Annotated in this window: 14 protein-coding genes and 1 tRNA gene; 9 read left to right on the top strand and 6 right to left on the bottom strand. The window is 66.0% G+C overall.

Translation table 11 applies throughout. The features are described from left to right. Positions 1–102 precede the first annotated feature (102 nt). The 3 genes from ASE69_RS10775 (at position 103) to ASE69_RS10765 (ending at position 955) form a co-directional block, all read left to right on the top strand. On the top strand, positions 103–294 hold the full coding sequence (locus tag ASE69_RS10775; protein ID WP_156362296.1) for a hypothetical protein: 192 nt from the start codon (positions 103–105) through the stop codon (positions 292–294). Continuing rightward, positions 294–521, top strand: coding sequence for a hypothetical protein (locus ASE69_RS10770; RefSeq protein ID WP_082441427.1), 228 nt, complete (start codon positions 294–296; stop codon positions 519–521). The genes ASE69_RS10775 and ASE69_RS10770 overlap by 1 nt, the downstream gene beginning before the upstream one ends. A gap of 197 nt (positions 522–718) precedes the next feature. Further along, complete coding sequence (locus tag ASE69_RS10765; RefSeq protein ID WP_056486986.1) at positions 719–955, top strand: hypothetical protein; 237 nt, start codon at positions 719–721, stop codon at positions 953–955. A 205-nt stretch (positions 956–1,160) separates the two neighbouring features. Here ASE69_RS10765 and ASE69_RS10760 read toward each other — a convergent pair whose 3' ends face one another. Both ASE69_RS10760 and ASE69_RS10755 read right to left on the bottom strand, forming a co-directional pair. Then, positions 1,161–1,679 (bottom strand): general stress protein, encoded by a 519-nt coding sequence (locus ASE69_RS10760; RefSeq protein ID WP_156362295.1) that lies wholly within the window; start codon positions 1,677–1,679, stop codon positions 1,161–1,163. Between the two features lie 617 nt (positions 1,680–2,296). Then, positions 2,297–2,370: transfer RNA gene (locus tag ASE69_RS10755), tRNA-Cys, on the bottom strand. Between the two features lie 231 nt (positions 2,371–2,601). Between ASE69_RS10755 and ASE69_RS10750 the strand changes: the two genes are divergently transcribed. The 6 genes from ASE69_RS10750 to ASE69_RS10725 all read left to right on the top strand — a co-directional run bounded on the left by ASE69_RS10750 (position 2,602) and on the right by ASE69_RS10725 (position 11,688). Continuing rightward, positions 2,602–3,624, top strand: coding sequence for a helix-turn-helix domain-containing protein (locus ASE69_RS10750; RefSeq protein ID WP_056486179.1), 1,023 nt, complete (start codon positions 2,602–2,604; stop codon positions 3,622–3,624). A 343-nt stretch (positions 3,625–3,967) separates the two neighbouring features. Continuing rightward, on the top strand, positions 3,968–4,621 hold the full coding sequence (locus ASE69_RS10745) for a protein-L-isoaspartate O-methyltransferase family protein (RefSeq protein WP_056486982.1): 654 nt from the start codon (positions 3,968–3,970) through the stop codon (positions 4,619–4,621). Between the two features lie 10 nt (positions 4,622–4,631). Further along, positions 4,632–6,161: a TolC family outer membrane protein gene (locus ASE69_RS10740; protein ID WP_056486175.1), complete on the top strand. Its 1,530-nt coding sequence runs from the start codon at positions 4,632–4,634 to the stop codon at positions 6,159–6,161. 35 nt (positions 6,162–6,196) lie between these two features. Next, entirely contained in the window at positions 6,197–6,772 is a 576-nt protein-coding gene (locus ASE69_RS10735; RefSeq protein ID WP_056486978.1) for a DUF2497 domain-containing protein, read from the top strand. Positions 6,773–6,907: 135 nt separating this feature from the next. Beyond that, the gene (locus ASE69_RS10730) at positions 6,908–9,700 is read left to right on the top strand and encodes a valine--tRNA ligase (protein WP_056486172.1); all 2,793 of its coding nucleotides are present in this window, start codon (positions 6,908–6,910) and stop codon (positions 9,698–9,700) included. Positions 9,701–10,176: 476 nt separating this feature from the next. Then, positions 10,177–11,688, top strand: a complete 1,512-nt coding sequence (locus tag ASE69_RS10725; RefSeq protein WP_414882963.1) for an MATE family efflux transporter — start codon at positions 10,177–10,179, stop codon at positions 11,686–11,688. A 122-nt stretch (positions 11,689–11,810) separates the two neighbouring features. On the opposite strand, the gene ASE69_RS10720 is transcribed toward ASE69_RS10725, so the two are convergent. The 4 genes from ASE69_RS10720 to ASE69_RS10705 form a co-directional block, all read right to left on the bottom strand. Further along, complete coding sequence (locus ASE69_RS10720; RefSeq protein ID WP_056486169.1) at positions 11,811–12,575, bottom strand: NYN domain-containing protein; 765 nt, start codon at positions 12,573–12,575, stop codon at positions 11,811–11,813. A gap of 10 nt (positions 12,576–12,585) precedes the next feature. Then, on the bottom strand, positions 12,586–12,966 hold the full coding sequence (locus ASE69_RS10715; protein ID WP_056486166.1) for a DoxX family protein: 381 nt from the start codon (positions 12,964–12,966) through the stop codon (positions 12,586–12,588). Between the two features lie 231 nt (positions 12,967–13,197). Next, positions 13,198–13,674, bottom strand: coding sequence for a transcription elongation factor GreB (gene greB, locus ASE69_RS10710; RefSeq protein ID WP_056486163.1), 477 nt, complete (start codon positions 13,672–13,674; stop codon positions 13,198–13,200). 72 nt (positions 13,675–13,746) lie between these two features. Beyond that, the gene (locus ASE69_RS10705) at positions 13,747–15,732 is read right to left on the bottom strand and encodes a transglycosylase SLT domain-containing protein (protein ID WP_414882962.1); all 1,986 of its coding nucleotides are present in this window, start codon (positions 15,730–15,732) and stop codon (positions 13,747–13,749) included. Between the last annotated feature and the right edge of the window lie 11 nt (positions 15,733–15,743).

Below are 15,743 nucleotides of genomic sequence, written 5' to 3'. Positions count from 1 at the left end.
TTCGCCGCGCCAAGCGATCGATTTCTCGGTCTGTGTTATCTACGGTAATGACGTGGCTCCGTACCGTTGGTTGTGCGTTGGAACGCAACGGAGGAGACTGACATGGTAGCGAGAGAGAAGATCACGGACGGTGCGAACGAGCGCGCCATCGACGAACCGATTGCCGGCACGGCTCCGGGCATTCCCGATGACGCACTCTTGCCGGGCGAAGAGCTGCCGGAGGAGCCGAAAGACGAAGACGTAGCGCGAGTCGCGCAGAAACTAGGCGCGCCAACGACAACGGAGGCGTTGTGATGTCCGACGACGCGACACAGACCCGCCAGCGCGAGATCGCCACGGAGCATCTGCTGTTCAAGCTTATGGAATATGTCGAAGCGCGGCACGCCGGGCTACTCGACTTCATGGAACAGAGCCTCGACCACCTCGGCGATCCGGCGACTGATGGTACCAAGGACGACGAAGCCGTTCGCAAGATCGCAAAGGGCATGATTGTCGGCGCGCGCAAACAGGGTGTGAACTAGGCGCACATTTTGAGGGTTTGGAGATGTCGGTTGCCTGTGCGGGGGGACCGCATCTGCGACCGCAGCTTTCGTTTGGGCTTATCGGGTTGCCGGTCGTGGCCTGTATTTAGTTAAATCCGATCCAGTTTGTTTCGCAAGAACATTGCAGGAACATAAATCCGATGCGATGAGTGTTCCAACGATTCGAGGACACGATCATGGCCGAGTACGACAACGACCAGCAGGAGCCTAAGCCCGCGTTTGGCAAGTGGCTGCTGACGCAGCGCGAGCGGGGCGATTGGGTCGACGGTATCGCCGACGCTGCGCGTGCGGATCGGACTTTTCCGAAGAACGGCGATCCGGAGGCGGTGCGCGCACATTTGCGCAAGCAGCAGGCCGACGGTGACGCCTTCGCCGCGATCGACGATGCCGAGAGTGACTGGATGGCGGTTTAGACGGTACTGGTCGTCACGCGGGGCTCGGTGAGACCATATCGGCGGCAGTATCGGATGGGGATTGTTGATACGTCAGGAGTTGGCCCGAGGGCGCAAAAAATGCGTCTGGGGCAGGGTAGGATGACCGATCTATCAAGCGAGAACAGAAGGGGCATTCCGTTATCGGAACGCCCCTTCGGCTAGATCGGTGTGGAGACGTCGGCGATTATGCCATCGAAACCTTCGTCCGCGTGGATGTGTGCCCACCCGAGCGATAGAGGACGTCGGCGGCATCTTCGGCATTGATCCCGGCAGCGCTGGTATCGACGGAAACGAACACGCCGCCTTCATTGATGCGGCCTTCATAGTAGCTGGCATCAACGCGGCTGACACCGTGATCGGTCATAACCTTCTCCAGCCCGCCAACGGCGCCACCGAGCGCCGCGCCCGTGATCGCAGCGCCTGGGATGGCCGCGGACGCAATCGCGCCGGCGGCAACGAGGGGGCCGACTCCCGGAATGGCGAGGGCTGCGATGCCGAGCAGCGTGCCGATCCCGGCGCCGGCCGCGACCTTGCCGACGAACTCCTGCGTGTCGCCGTTACCGTCCGTGGTGGTGTTCTTGCCGTCATGCTGGGCAACGATGGAGATGGCGCTGTCGTTGATACCGGCCGCGCGAAGCTCGGACACGGCGCGCTCGGCGTCTGCATAATTATCGAAAACCGCGGATACCAGGTTCGTGCTCATCATCAGTTCCAGTCGGGGACAGGTTGTAGATGAGCGTAGAAGCCGCATCGAAGGCCTAACGTTCCGGAAGTTGAGAGTTAGCGGAACGTTAACTTCGAATGGTGCGGGAAAGGTGGTCGACTAGGATCGCGTCTGTGAGTCGCACGGATAGGGCAACGGCAATCGCCGCCCAACGGGGTAACGCGATTGCCGGCAGTGTGTCGAAGCCTATTGGTAGCCGCCGTTTTCCTCACGCTCTTTGGCGGCGTCCTCCTGTACCTTTTCCATCTCCTCTGCCTCGTCAGCGGGGGTTGAGTCGTCGGTTTTTGGATCGTCGATCATGGTCATCTCCTTGCCAGTTCAACGCGCGGCCAAGCTTTTGGGCTCAGCCATAATGTCTGAAAGTCGCTCAGGCTGCGGCACGAACAACAGGACAAACTTTGCGGTTCATCCAGATCGAGACGTCGCTGCGGACATGCTCCGCAGGGGGCGCCGGTCCTGGGTGCCGGAGTCCGGGTGTTCCAAAACGACAAGGGGCGTGACGTCGCTGTCTGGACGATCGCCCCCGCCACCAGGGTGGGGGCCGGCATTTCTCGTTATGAAATCTTCGGCAGCCCGAGATCAAAACCGGCATTCACTGGAGGCCCGACCGGGAATCGAACCCGGGTGCGAGGATTTGCAGTCCTCTACGTCACCACTCCGCCATCGGGCCCCGATTGCGTGAAGGCGGCGCAAATGCTTCGTTTTTCCGCTGCGGTCAACCTGCAGTTGCCGTCGACAACGGAATAATCTGGTTTCCTCGACTCGCACGTCGCCGCAGGCGGTGAGCGTCGCGCGCTACCGCCCCCTGCCTCGTCCCTGGCCTCGTATCGTGACTCGCACACGTCAGCGTCTTTGCTTAGGGTTAAGTGCAAGGACGTTAATGGCTTTTAGGGGCGGGCGCTTGAAGACGGACAGGATTGCGGGCGGCACGAATACGACGGGTGTCGATGACGAGGTGTTCGCGATGCCGTCGGGCATGGCAATCCGGTATGACCGGCCCGCCGCCGCGCTCGCCGACTATATCACCGGCTATCACGTCTATCGAACCGACACGGGTAGCGAAGCGGGGCAGGTCGACTGGTTTCTGCCGGCGACGGCCAACGTGCGGATCGCGATCGATGCCGGGCCGATCGCGGTCTCGATCGGTCGGCGGACCTATGATCCGCTGCCCGTGGCGAGCCTGTTCGGGCCGACCAACCAGGCGTTGAAGGCGGTGACGCATGGCGGCGTGATGATCGGCTTCGGGATCAGCGCGCTGGGATGGGCACGATTGTTCCGGCGATCGGCCGGCGACTTCCGCAACCGCATCGTGCCGCTGGAAGACGTGCTCGGGAAGGCCTTCACGCGCGATCTGGTAGCGGCCTTGCAGGGCGCGCCGGACGATGCGGCCGTCGCGCCGATCCTCGATGCGATGTTGCTCGCGCGGCTGGGGCCGCCGCATGCCGATGCGCCGCAGATCCGGCAGTTGATGGAGATACTCGCGACCGACGGCCCTACCGACATCGCGTCCGCCGCCGCACAACTCGACATTCCGACGCACGCGCTGCGGCGATTGTCCGTGCGCCATTTCGGGTTTCCGCCCAAGATGCTCCTCTTGCGCGCACGGTTCCTGCGGTCGTTCGTCCGGCTGATGATGGCCGGCGGCGAGGCGGATTATACGACGATCGACCGCTCCTATTTCGATGCGTCGCATTTCCTGCGCGATTCGGCGACGTTCCTGGGAATGACCCCGCGGCGGTTCATGGCGCTGACCAAGCCGTTCCTGAAGGCGAGCCTGCGGGCGCGGAACGCAGTGTTGGGATCGCCGACGCAGGTGCTGCACGACATCGAAAAGGCGCCGGCCCGCGATGCGCAGCCGCGCGACTCGACCCGCGCGACGCAACAGCGGGTCATTTCGCGGGACGGTTCCGCGATCGGGTGCTAAGGACAGGCGCAGAGGTGTTGCCGGGATTTCTCGTGCGCCCTCGACGCCCCGTTCGCGGCATCTCGGTGTCACACGGGCGGGCGGGGCGTCTCCCGGTCCCCCGCGGGCCCGCCGCCGACGCCCCTGTGAATCGTGGCGAAATCCGACCAACCGATGCTTGGCGTTGCCGCGCCCACGCGATAACAGACGGACCATATCCGGCCGCGCGATATCGGAGCGATCCGAAACAAGTGTATTGCGTGGCTAAAACAGTTGTGCGACAGGATGCGCCATGACGACGACGACTCTCGATACTCCCTCGCTCGCAGCCGATACCCATGAGATCGGCGGGACTACCGTGTCCATGGCTCCCGCAACGTTCGACACGATGCGTCACGCGATGGTGGCGAGCCAGTTGCGTACCAACGCGGTGAACGACCAGCGCGTCGTCGCGGCGATGGCACGCGTGCCGCGCGAGGCGTTCATGCCCGCCGACGTCCGCGCACTCGCATACCGCGACGCGACGATCCCGCTGGGACGCGGACGCTATGCCAACCTGCCGATGGCCACCGGCCGTTTGCTCACCGAAGCCTATCTGACCGCGACCGACCGTGTCCTGCTGATCGGTGCCGCGACCGGCTATACCGCGGCGGTGCTGGCCGAGATCGTCGGCTCGGTCGTCGCGGTCGAGAGCGATCCTGCCTTGCTGGCTATCGCTCGCGAGGCACTTGCTGGAACCGGTAACGTCGAACTCGTCGAGGCACCCATGCAGGACGGCCACGCCGCCGGCGCGCCCTATGACGTGCTGATCGTCGATGGGGCGATCGAGACCGTGCCCGACGCGTTGATCGCGCAGGTCAAGTCGGGTGGTCGTGTGACGGCAGGGATCGCCGAGCGCGGGCTGACCCGGCTCGCATCGGGACGCAAGACCGATGGCGGGTTTGCGCTCTCGGCGTTCGTCGATGTCGAATGCGTGAGCCTGCCCGGCTTCGACGCCCCCAAACTCTTCCGGTTCTGAGCAGAAAACCATGGCCCGCGCCGCACTTCTCCGCAGTCTGCTCCTTAGTGTTGCGCTGACGTATAGCGCTGCACCACTCCACGCGGAGACGCTGCGAGAGGCGCTGGTCAAGGCGTACAACACCAACCCGACGATCACCGCGCAGCGCGCTACCCTGCGCGCGACCGACGAGAACGTGCCGATCGCCCGCGCGGCGGGGCTGCCGTCGGCGAACGCGACCGGCGATCTCACCGAATTCCTCGTCACCGGCCAAAACAACTTCCTCGCGCCGCCGCGTCAGGGCGTTGCGCGGGCGAACGTGTCGGTGCCGCTGTACCAGGGCGGGCAGGTCCGCAATTCGGTTGCCGCGGCAAAGACCCGTGTCGAGGGTGGCCGCGCGACGTTGCGGAGTACCGAAGCCGATTTGTTCACCAACGTCGTCGCGGCGTACATGGACGTGATCCGCGACGAGGCGATCGTCGGCTTGAACACGCAGAACGTCCGCGTGCTCGACGTCAACCTCCAGGCCAGCCGTGACCGTTTCCAGGTCGGCGACCTGACCCGCACCGACGTGGCCCAGTCCGAAGCGCGTCTTGCGCTTGCCCGCGCGCAGCTTCAGTCCGCACAAGCCAATCTGATATCCAGCCGCGAAAGCTATATCCAGTTCGTGGGGACACCACCGGGCACGCTCGACACGCCACCGACGCTGCCGCATCTGCCGGACAGCCCGGCCTCGGCCGTGACCGTCGCGATCGACAACAACCCGGTGTTGATCGCCGCCGCCAAGGAGCGGGACGCGAGCCGCTACGACGTCGGCGTCGCCCGTGCGAGCCGGCTTCCGCAGATCAGTGCGGTCGGCGGCGCGAGCTACACCAATTATCTTGGCTCGATCGCGTCGGTGCCCAACGACGTCAACCGCATCCCCAACGCCAACAAGGCGGTGCAAGCCGGGCTCTCGCTGACGCTGCCGCTGTTCCAGGGCGGGCGCCCCGCCGCGCAGGTTCGCCAGGCCGAGGCGTTCCAGTCTCGCGCGATCGAGAACGTCACCGCGACCGAGCGCAACGTGATCGCGCAGGCGCGCTCCGCCTTTGCCATCTGGCGCTCGTCGGAGCAGGTGATCCAGTCGTCTGAAACCGCGGTCAACGCGAACAAGCTCAGCCTCGAAGGCGTCCGCGCGGAGAACAGCGTCGGCACGCGCACGATCCTCGACATCCTCAACGCCGAGCAGGAATTGCTCAACAGCCAGGTGACGCTCGTGACTGCGCGGCGCGACGCGTATGTCGCGGGGTTCGCGTTGCTGGCCGCGATGGGCCAGGCCGAGGCGCGCGACCTCGGGCTCGACGGCGGCGTGCTGTACGATCCGGTCGCGAACTACAACCGCGTCCGCCACAAGATCTGGGATTTCGGCGGTGACGGCGAGCCCGTGCCGGTCGCCACCCGCACCGCGCAGTCGCCCGCGCAGAACGCCACGGTCCAGGCGCAGTACGACCCGTTGCTCGATACGCCGGTTGACAGGAACCCCGCCTTGACGACAGGTAAGGACGCGCCGAGCCGCCAATAGGGGCGCGCGGGGCTACGGGGTTTGGGATGGTCCGGATGGGGGATGTCAACGGCGAGCCGTCGATGGAGGAAATCCTCTCGTCGATCAAACGCATCATCGCGGAAGAGGGCGATACGCCCGGCCGTTCGCGTCGGCCTTCGCGCGCGACGTCCGCGCCGGTCGATTTGGATTCCGCCTATTTCGACGGCAACCATGACGACGACGAGATTCTCGAACTGAGCGACCCCATGCCCGATCGTACGCCGCGTCCGCCCAAGTCCCCGGTGCTCAGCGCCGCCGATACCCCGCCCGAACCACGCCACGCCGCGCCCCAAATGACCCCCCAGATGACATCGCCAAAGCCCGCGCCGAGTGCCAAGCCGCAGCCGGCCACCGATGCCGCAGCCGAGCCGATCGTCTCGCGCCACACTGCCGCTGCAACGCGCGCGCCGCTCGAGGCGTTGACGCGGATGATGGTAAAACCCGAAACCGGCAATGACGGCACGCTGGAAGGCCTGGTGCGCGAGATGCTCCGCCCGATGCTGCGCGAATGGATCGACGCGAACCTTCCCAACATGGTCGAGGACATGGTCTCGCGCGAAATCGCCAAGATCATGAACCAGCAGCCCTAAACCAACCTGCCCCCCTCCCGGAAAGGGAGGGGCCGGGGGTGGGTAGGCCGGTTGAAGCGCGGCAACGCCAATTCCAAACCGCTCACGCTTGCCAAAGGCTGGCCTAGCCCCGACACGCTCGCTAAGGCCATTGGCATGAGCGAGCTTCCCAAAACCTTCGACCCGGCCTCCATCGAATCGCGCTGGTACGCGCATTGGGAGGCGAGCGGCCAGTTCCGTCCCGACCGTCCGAACGCTGAGCCGTGGACGATCGTCAACCCGCCGCCCAACGTCACCGGCTCGCTGCACATCGGCCACGCGCTCGACAACACGTTGCAGGACATCCTCACGCGCCACGCCCGCCTCAAGGGCAAGGATGCGTTGTGGGTGGTCGGCACCGATCACGCGGGCATCGCGACGCAGATGGTGGTCGAGCGCCAGATGGGCGCGCTGACCCCGCCGCAGAAGCGCACCGACATGACCCGCGAAGAGTTCGTCGCGAAAGTCTGGGCGTGGAAGGAAGAGAGCGGCGGCGAGATCACGCAGCAGCTCCGCCGGCTCGGCTGCTCGATGGACTGGGCGAACGAGCGCTTCACGATGGATCCAGGCTTCTCGAAGGCCGTCCTCAAAGTGTTCGTCGACCTCCACAAGCAGGGCCTGCTGTACCGCGACAAGCGCCTGGTGAACTGGGATCCGGGCCTCGGCACCGCGATCAGCGACCTTGAGGTCGAGACGCGCGAGATCAAGGGCAGCTTCTGGCACCTGCGCTATCCGCTCGAAGACGGATCGGGCTTTATCGAAGTCGCGACGACGCGGCCCGAGACGATGCTCGCCGACATGGCGGTGGCGGTGAACGCGTCGGACGAACGCTACACCGCGCTGATCGGCAAGCAGGTAAAGCTCCCGATCACCGGCCGCCTGATCCCGATCATCGCCGACGACCACGCCGATCCGGAACTCGGCTCGGGCGCGGTGAAGATCACGCCGGGACACGACTTCAACGATTTCGAGGTCGGCAAGCGGGCAGGGACGGCCGCGGGGTCGATGCTCAACATGCTCGATGCGAAGGCGCGCGTCGTCCAGGTGTCCGACGGGTTGATCCCTGAAGAGCTGCTTGGCCTCACAACCGCGGAGGCGCGGAAAGCGGTCGTCGCGCGGCTCAAGGACGAAGGCTTCCTGATCGCGCATGTCGACAAGGACGGCGAGGAGCACGACGCCGAACCGCGCACGATCCAGACGCCGTATGGCGACCGCTCGGGCGTGGTGATCGAGCCGTGGCTGACCGACCAATGGTATGTCGACGCGAAGACGCTCGCCCAGCCGGCGATCGAGGCGGTCCAGACCGGCGCGATCGATATCGTGCCCAAGACCTGGGAGAAGACGTTCTTCAACTGGATGGACAACATCCAGCCTTGGTGCGTGTCGCGGCAGCTGTGGTGGGGGCACCAGATTCCGGCGTGGTTCGGCCCGGACGGTACGCCGTATGTCGCCGAAACCGAGGCCGAAGCGCAGGCTCTCGCGGGTGAGGGCGTGACCCTGACGCGCGACCCCGACGTGCTCGACACGTGGTTCTCGTCCGCCCTCTGGCCTTTCGCCACGCTCGGCTGGCCCGAGGAAGCCACTGTTCCCTCTCCCCTGCGGGGAGAGGGCCAGGGTGAGGGGCAGCCAAGCAGCGCAGCGCCCGGTACGACCCCTTACCCCGACCCTCTCCCCGCAGGGGAGAGGGAGCAGAAGCAGTTAGGCGGGCGCTACCCGAACGACGTGCTCATTTCCGGCTTCGACATCCTGTTCTTCTGGAACGCGCGGATGATGATGCAGGGGCTGCACTTCATGAAGGACGTGCCGTTCCGCACGCTCTACCTCCACGGTCTCGTCCGCGCGGCGGACGGCGCGAAGATGTCGAAGTCGAAGGGCAACGTCGTCAACCCGCTCGGGCTGATCGACACCTACGGCGCCGACGCGCTGCGTTTCTTCATGGCAGCGATGGAGAGCCAGGGCCGCGACATCAAGATGGATGAGAAGCGCGTCGAGGGCTATCGCAACTTCGCCACCAAGCTGTGGAACGCCGCGCGGTTCGCGCAGGCCAACGGCATCGTCGCCAGCACCACTCTGGAGGCGCCGCGCGCGGACCTCGCCGTCAACAAATGGATCATCGCGGAGACGATCGCGACCGTCCAGACAGTCGACTTGGCGCTCGCCGACTACCGCTTCGACGGCGCCGCCAACGCGATCTACCAGTTCGCGTGGAGCCGCTTCTGCGACTGGTATCTCGAACTGATCAAGCCGCAGATGGTCGGCGACGAGCGCGGCGTCATCGATGACGAATCGAAGGCGGTTGCAGGCTGGGTGCTCGACCAGATCCTGGTCCTGCTCCATCCGTTCATGCCGTTCATCACCGAGGAACTCTGGCACGCGATGGGCCCGCGCGATCACGACCTGATCGTGGCGCAGTGGCCGATGGCGGACGCGCGCTCGCTCGATCCGGAAGCGAGCAAGGAAGTCGACTGGCTGATCCGCCTGGTTCAGGAAATCCGCACCGCGCGGAATGAGTTGAACGTCCCGCCGGGCGCGCGCCTGCCGCTCCACGTCCGTGATGCGAATGCGGCGACGTTGGCGCGGCTCGAACGCCAGGCACCAGCGCTCGCACGTCTGGCCCGCGTCTCGCATGCCGGGGGCGAAGCCACCGGCGGCGCGGCGCAGGTCGTGGTCGACGAAGCGACGTTCGTCCTGCCTTTGGAGGGCGTCATCGACCTCGACTCCGAACGCGCCCGCCTGACCAAGGCGATTGCGGCCGCGGAAAAGGAGCGCGACGCGTTGTCCGGCCGCCTGAGCAACGCCAGCTTCGTCGAACGCGCCAAGCCCGAAGCGGTGGAAAAGGCCAAGGCCGACCACGCCGACAAGGCCGCCGAAGCTGCTCGCCTGCAAGCGGCGCTCGGACGCCTGGGCTAACCTGCTCCCTTCCCGCTTGCGGGAGGGGTTGGGGGAGGGGCGTGGCCCAAGAAGCCGGACGCCAGTACGTACGTCGTGCCCTCCCCTGACCCCTCCCGCAAGCGGGAGGGGAATGCGTAGTGTAATTCGGTCTTACTCAAACCGAACACCCGTCACTCCAGCGAAAGCCGGGGTATCCCCGTTGGAAAGCGCATCGGCCACCCGATAGTCTGGAGACGCCAGCTTTCGCTGGGGTGACGGTTTGAGGCGGGGTGGCTCTGCCGTGCAGAGTATCCGACCACCTTCTTGTTCTCCCGCGAAGGCGGGAGTCCAGACTGGGTCCCCGCCTCCGCGGGGAAACACGGCCCGCTTGGTTCGCGTACGGGACCTACCGGCTTGTTCCGGAGTTCACTCCGCGGCTAGGCACTCGACATGACAGGGCGCCTGCCCGTTCGCCGGTATATGCCGGACCGAGTTCGGCCTGACGGAGAGACTGTGTGAGCGACCTTCCATCCGACATCGAGACCGGCTCCATTCACCGCGACGCCTCTAGCCCGAATGCCGATCCCCCCCGCGGAAAGCCGGGCCAGCGCGACCTCACCACCGGGCACATCGGTCGCACCCTGCTCGCCTTCGCGCTGCCGACACTTGGCTCGAACATCCTCCAGTCGCTCAACGGCTCGATCAACGCGATCTGGGTCGGTCGCTACCTCGGCGAGGGCGCACTCGCCGCGACGTCGAACGCGAACATCATCATGTTCCTCACCTTCGGCGCGGTGTTCGGCTTCGGCATGGCGGCGACGATCCTGGTCGGCCAGAGCTTCGGCCGCCATGATCTGGAGGGTGCACGCCGGGCGTTCGGCTCCGCGGTAGGCCTGGTCCTCGGCGGAGCGATCGTGATCGCCGCGCTTGGCTGGGTGTTCGCACCCGAGATCCTGCATCTGCTTGCTACCCCCGGCGACGCGATGCCGCTCGCGCTTGCCTATCTGCGCGTGATCTTCCTTGGGCTGCCTGCGTCGATGATGATGGTCCTCCTCATGATGGGGCTGCGCGGCACCGGCGATTCGATGACGCCGCTCTGGTTCATGCTGCTCAGCGCGATCCTCGACAGCGGGCTCAACCCGTTGCTGATCGCCGGTATCGGACCGTTCCCGCAGATGGGGATCGCGGGCTCGGCGATGGCGACGCTGGTCGCGAGCCACGTTTCGCTGCTCGGGCTGATCGTCTACATCTACAAGCGCGACCTGCCATTGCGGCTCCGCGGCAACGAACTCCGCTACCTGATCCCCGAGCGCGCGCTGACCGGCACGATCGTGCGGAAAGGCCTGCCGATGGGCGCGCAGATGCTCGTCATGTCGACCGCGGGGCTAGCGATGGTCGGGCTGGTCAACCGGCTCGGCGTCGACACCGCTGCGGCCTATGCGGTGTCGCAACAGCTCTGGACCTATATCCAGATGCCCGCGCTGGCGATCGGCGCGGCGGTCAGTTCGATGGCCGCGCAGAATATCGGCGCGGGGCGGTGGGACCGGGTCGGCGACATCACGAAGTACGGCCTGCTCTTCAACATCGCGCTGACCGGCGCGATGGTTGGCGTGGTGATCCTGTTCGATCGCCCGGTGATGACGCTGTTTATCGGTGGCGCGAGCCCCGCGCTGCCGATCGCACGACATATCCAGCTGATCGCGAGCTGGAACTTCATCCTGTTCGGGATGACGATGGTGCTGTTCTCGACCGTCCGCGCGAACGGCGCGGTGATCGCGCCGCTGATCGCGCTGATCGTCGCGCTGTATCCGGTGCGGATCGGCTTCGCGTTGTTGGCGAAACCGTGGCTCGGCGCGGATGCGTTGTGGTGGAGCTTTCCGCTGGGGTCGCTCGCGACGCTGGCGATCGCGGCGTGGTATTATCGCTATGGGAACTGGTGCAAGGGCGCGCTGGTCGTCCCGGATGACAGCGAGGAACAGGCGCACGGGCTGAGCGAGCCGGGCGGGCGGTTGCAGCCTACCGGGTGAGGCCAAACGCGCTCCCTTCCCTGAAAGGGAGGGGGGGTGGGTAGGCCGGCTCGTGTCTCCACGGTTCGGATATGCGGAAGCCGACCCACCCCCGACCCCTCCCTTCCAGGGAGGGGAGAAGTTTACCGCAACCGCTTCACGAACGACCGACCACCTTCGCGACGCTCGTGCTGGAAGTTGGGGATCGTCTCGATCAGGTCCGATAGCCGGTTGAACCCGTAGTTCCGCGCATCGAAGCTTGACCGGTTGCCGGCGAGTTGGCCCAGTTCGGCAACGCTGGCATAGCCCTTCTCGTCGCGCTTTACCGCGTTGTACGCATCGATCAGCAGCTTGATTACCTGCTCGTCGATCGGTTGCGCAGTCTTCGGCCGAGCGACTGGCGCCGGGGTAGCGGGCTTCTCGCCAGCCACCGGAGCAGGCGCCGGCGTGGGCATAGCCTGCGACGTCTCGTTCAGCGCACCCACGTCGATGAACCGCGTGCACGCTTGGCGGAACCCTTCCGGCGTGCGGCTCGTCCCGAACCCGTATACCGGGATGCCGTCCTGGCGGATACGCGTTGCGAGCGGCATGAAATCGCTGTCCGACGACATGATCCCGAACCCGTCGATGCGCCCGCGGAACAGCAGGTCCATCGCGTCGATCGTCATCTTCATGTCGGTCGCGTTCTTGCCCTTGGTCAGGTCGAACTGTTGCTGCGGCTCGATGCCGTGCTTGATCGACATGTCGCTCCACGCCTTCAGCGCGGGCTTCGACCAGTTACCATAGACTCGCCGGACGTTGACCGTGCCGAGCTCGGCAAGGACGGTCAGCACCGGGTCGAGGGTCGCCGCGGACGCATTGTCCGCGTCGATCAGGAGGGCGACGTTGCGCGTTGTGGTATCGATCATGCGCGCAAGATTAGCCGCGCCCGCGCTGCGCGTCCACGCTCCAGACACCGCCACCGGCGGCGGCGAGATACAGGAACACGAAGCAGTAGAGCACCGCCGCCTCGCCGCCATTGGCGATCGGGAAGGGGCCCTTCGGCATGTGCGCCATGAAATATGCGACCGCGGACATGCCCGACAGCACGAACGCGACTGGCCGCGTGAACAGGCCGATGATCAGCAGCCCGCCGCCAACGACTTCGAGCGCGCCCGCGACCGTTAGCAACGGGTTCATCGGCATCGGGAAGGGCGGCAAGCCGAAGAATTTCGAGATGCCGTGGCTGAAGAACACCAGCGCGACGACGATGCGCATGACGCTGAGCAGGCGGCTGGACCAGGTGGCGGGTATCGGCATGGAGGTTCCTCGAGTGTCGTTGCGTGGGCGAAACGTCACACGGGGGCGGGGCGAGGTCAATTCGCGTAGATCGAAACGGATCGTTGACGGGCAACTCACGATCCTTCCCCGCTAGGGGGAGGTGGCACCGCAGGCGACGGAGGGGGAGGGCACGGAACAGCGGGTTCCCTTACCGCCCCCTCCGTCTGGCAAGCGCCAGCCACCTCCCCCTGGCGGGGGAGGATCGCAACGTCAGGGGTAGGAGATCGTGATCACCTCGTACTCGCGTTCGCCAGCTGGCAGATCGACCCGGCGCACGTCGCCGATCGCAGCGCCGCGCAAGGCGCGCGCGAATGGCGAGTTCCAGCCGATCCGTCCGTTGCTCGCGTCGGTCTCGTCGTCGCCTACCAGCGTCAGGATCCGCTCGACGCCATCCTCGTCCGCGACCGTCACGCACGCACCGAACCAGACGCGCGAGCGGTCTTCCTGCGCGGCGGGGTCGACGACCTTCGCCGCCTTCATCCGCTTCGACAGCCAGCCGAGCCTCCGGTCGATCTCGCGCAGGCGCTTGCGGCCGTAGATGTAATCGCCGTTCTCGGACCGGTCACCATTGCCCGCGGCCCAAGAGATGACTTCAACCAAGGCCGGGCGCTCGGTCGACAGGAGTTGCTCGTATTCGGTACGAAGTACGGCGTAGCCGGAGGGGGTGATGTAGTTGGGGCGATCCATGCGCTTGCCTACCATGTTCTCCCGCGAAGGCGGGAGCCCAGTCTGGACTCCCGCCTTCGCGGGAGAACAATCTCAACCCGGCCGGTTCTTCCCCAGATACCACGACAACCGCGCCGCCCCCCGGCTCTTCGCCCGCGCGGGGTTCATCAGGTCGTACACCACCGCATTCTCCAGCACGCGCTGCACATAGTTGCGCGTCTCCTGGTACGGGATCGCCTCGACCCAATCGACCATATCGACAGCCCCGGTCCGCGGATCGCCGTTCGCGCGGAGCCACTTGTTCACGTTGCCGCCGCCCGCATTATACGCCGCCACCGCGAGCGGATAACTGCCGTAATTCGCGTAGACCCGCTGGAAATAGCTCGACCCCAGCATGATCGACATGTTCGGATCGGTCGTCAGCGCCGCCTGGTTGTAGGCGAGGCCAATCTTCCCCGATTGCTCGCGCGCGGTCGCCGGCATCAACTGCATCAGCCCGCGCGCACCGGCGTGGCTCACCGCAGCACGATCGAACTGGCTCTCCTGCCGCGAGATCGCGTGGATGATCGTCCAGTTATCCTCATACCCCGCCGGCACCGCGACCATCGGGAAGCCCACCGCGGAATAATCACTGAGCCCGTTCGCCAGCGCACTCCGCCCGACCATCACGCCCAGGTCCGGCCGGTTGATGCTCTTCGACAGTTCGGCGGCAAGGAGGTGATCGGTATCGGTCGTCGCATCCGCCGCGATCTGGCGGACGAACGCCGTCTGGTCCTGCCAGTCGCCGATCTGCCCGAGGAACTTCACCGCGCGCACCGTCTCTCGCCGATCGAACGCCGCGCGCGTCGCCGGATCGATCGCCACCGAAGCAACCGAAGGCGGCGCAACCAGCGCCCGCCCGGTCCGCTCGTTAGCCAGTTGCCCGTAATATTGATCGCGGTACCCCGCCGCCTGGCCGTAGAACGCCGCCGCCTGAGGCGCCAAGCCGGCCGCCTCCGCCGCACGCCCCGCCCAGTAATACCCCTTCGACCGCACCTGCGGCGACCGCGAGCCCTTCGCGTACCGGTCGAACAGCGTCATCGCATCCGCCGGTCGCGCGAGCTGCTTCATCGCCACGCGCCCGCCCAGCCAGGCAAGATTGGTGTATCCGTCGCGCTCGGCATAGGATTTCGCGGCGATGTCCGCGCCAAACGGATACGCATCGTCGATCTGCCGCGCGATGTCGTAGGCGACCTGATACTGGCCGTCGTTCGCCGCGCCGTTCGCGTTGGTGACGAGCACCTCGTACCACTCGGCGGCGTTGCCCGGCCGCGTCACCAACGACCGAGGCCGCGCCAGCCACGCGCGCGCCGACGGGCTTGCCCCCGAATTGCGCAACCACTGCGCCCGGTCCGCGACATACCCCGCGTCGTTCGCATACAGGGTCTGTGTCGAGGCGGAGATATCCGAAGCGTTCGGCGCATTCGTCCGGAACGCGAGCCGCGCCTCGAAGATCGGTCGTCGCGCCGCGCTCGTCCACACCAGTTGCCGCTGCGCCGCGCCGGTCTGGCCAGCCCACAACAGCGCATCCATCCGCGCATCCTGATCGTCCGGCGTCAGCGCACCCGGAAAGCCCGACACCACCATCGCCTCGTCGGTCGGCGTCAGGCCGCTGCTCCGCCATGCCGTCCGCACCGCAGCATACGCCTGATCCCGCGCGCCGGTAGCCTGCAAAGCCCGCGCATACGCGACACCGCCCGACGCGGACTGCGGCGGATAACGACGGAAAAACGCGACGACGCTCGTCGGCGATCCGGTCGCCGCCTTGCGCTCCGCCGCACGGCGGTTGGCCGTCTCGTTAGGCCAGCCCGGATGCGCCATCAGGAAGCCCGCATAGCTGTCGAACGGCAGCGCATCCGTCTGCTGCAACGCCCGCCACTGCGCGATGGTGGAGGCGATCGCGCCATCCGTCGCCATCGGCTGCGCATTGGGGCCCATGTTGGCCAGTTGCGTGCTGTAGCGATCCAGCGTCTGCTGCCCGCCTCCCGACGCGGCGACCGTCCCCGCCACGACTGCAAGGAGAAGGCTCGTTTTAAACATCGATGCTACCA

It is taken from the genome of Sphingomonas sp. Leaf208, assembly GCF_001421415.1.
In the GTDB taxonomy this organism is placed as follows: domain Bacteria; phylum Pseudomonadota; class Alphaproteobacteria; order Sphingomonadales; family Sphingomonadaceae; genus Sphingomonas.
This window is presented reverse-complemented; position numbering and strand designations above follow the sequence as displayed.

What these genes read in the sequence shown, in the direction of transcription:
- ASE69_RS10775 (WP_156362296.1), top strand. Translation starts at nt 103, where the DNA reads ATGGTAGCGAGAGAGAAGATCACGGACGGTGCGAACGAGCGCGCCATC.
- ASE69_RS10770 (WP_082441427.1), top strand. Translation starts at nt 294, where the DNA reads ATGTCCGACGACGCGACACAGACCCGCCAGCGCGAGATCGCCACGGAG.
- ASE69_RS10765 (WP_056486986.1), top strand. Translation starts at nt 719, where the DNA reads ATGGCCGAGTACGACAACGACCAGCAGGAGCCTAAGCCCGCGTTTGGC.
- ASE69_RS10760 (WP_156362295.1), bottom strand. Translation starts at nt 1,679, where the DNA reads ATGAGCACGAACCTGGTATCCGCGGTTTTCGATAATTATGCAGACGCC.
- ASE69_RS10745 (WP_056486982.1), top strand. Translation starts at nt 3,968, where the DNA reads ATGGCTCCCGCAACGTTCGACACGATGCGTCACGCGATGGTGGCGAGC.
- ASE69_RS10740 (WP_056486175.1), top strand. Translation starts at nt 4,632, where the DNA reads ATGGCCCGCGCCGCACTTCTCCGCAGTCTGCTCCTTAGTGTTGCGCTG.
- ASE69_RS10735 (WP_056486978.1), top strand. Translation starts at nt 6,197, where the DNA reads ATGGGGGATGTCAACGGCGAGCCGTCGATGGAGGAAATCCTCTCGTCG.
- ASE69_RS10730 (WP_056486172.1), top strand. Translation starts at nt 6,908, where the DNA reads ATGAGCGAGCTTCCCAAAACCTTCGACCCGGCCTCCATCGAATCGCGC.
- ASE69_RS10720 (WP_056486169.1), bottom strand. Translation starts at nt 12,575, where the DNA reads ATGATCGATACCACAACGCGCAACGTCGCCCTCCTGATCGACGCGGAC.
- ASE69_RS10715 (WP_056486166.1), bottom strand. Translation starts at nt 12,966, where the DNA reads ATGCCGATACCCGCCACCTGGTCCAGCCGCCTGCTCAGCGTCATGCGC.
- greB (WP_056486163.1), bottom strand. Translation starts at nt 13,674, where the DNA reads ATGGATCGCCCCAACTACATCACCCCCTCCGGCTACGCCGTACTTCGT.
- ASE69_RS10705 (WP_414882962.1), bottom strand. Translation starts at nt 15,732, where the DNA reads ATGTTTAAAACGAGCCTTCTCCTTGCAGTCGTGGCGGGGACGGTCGCC.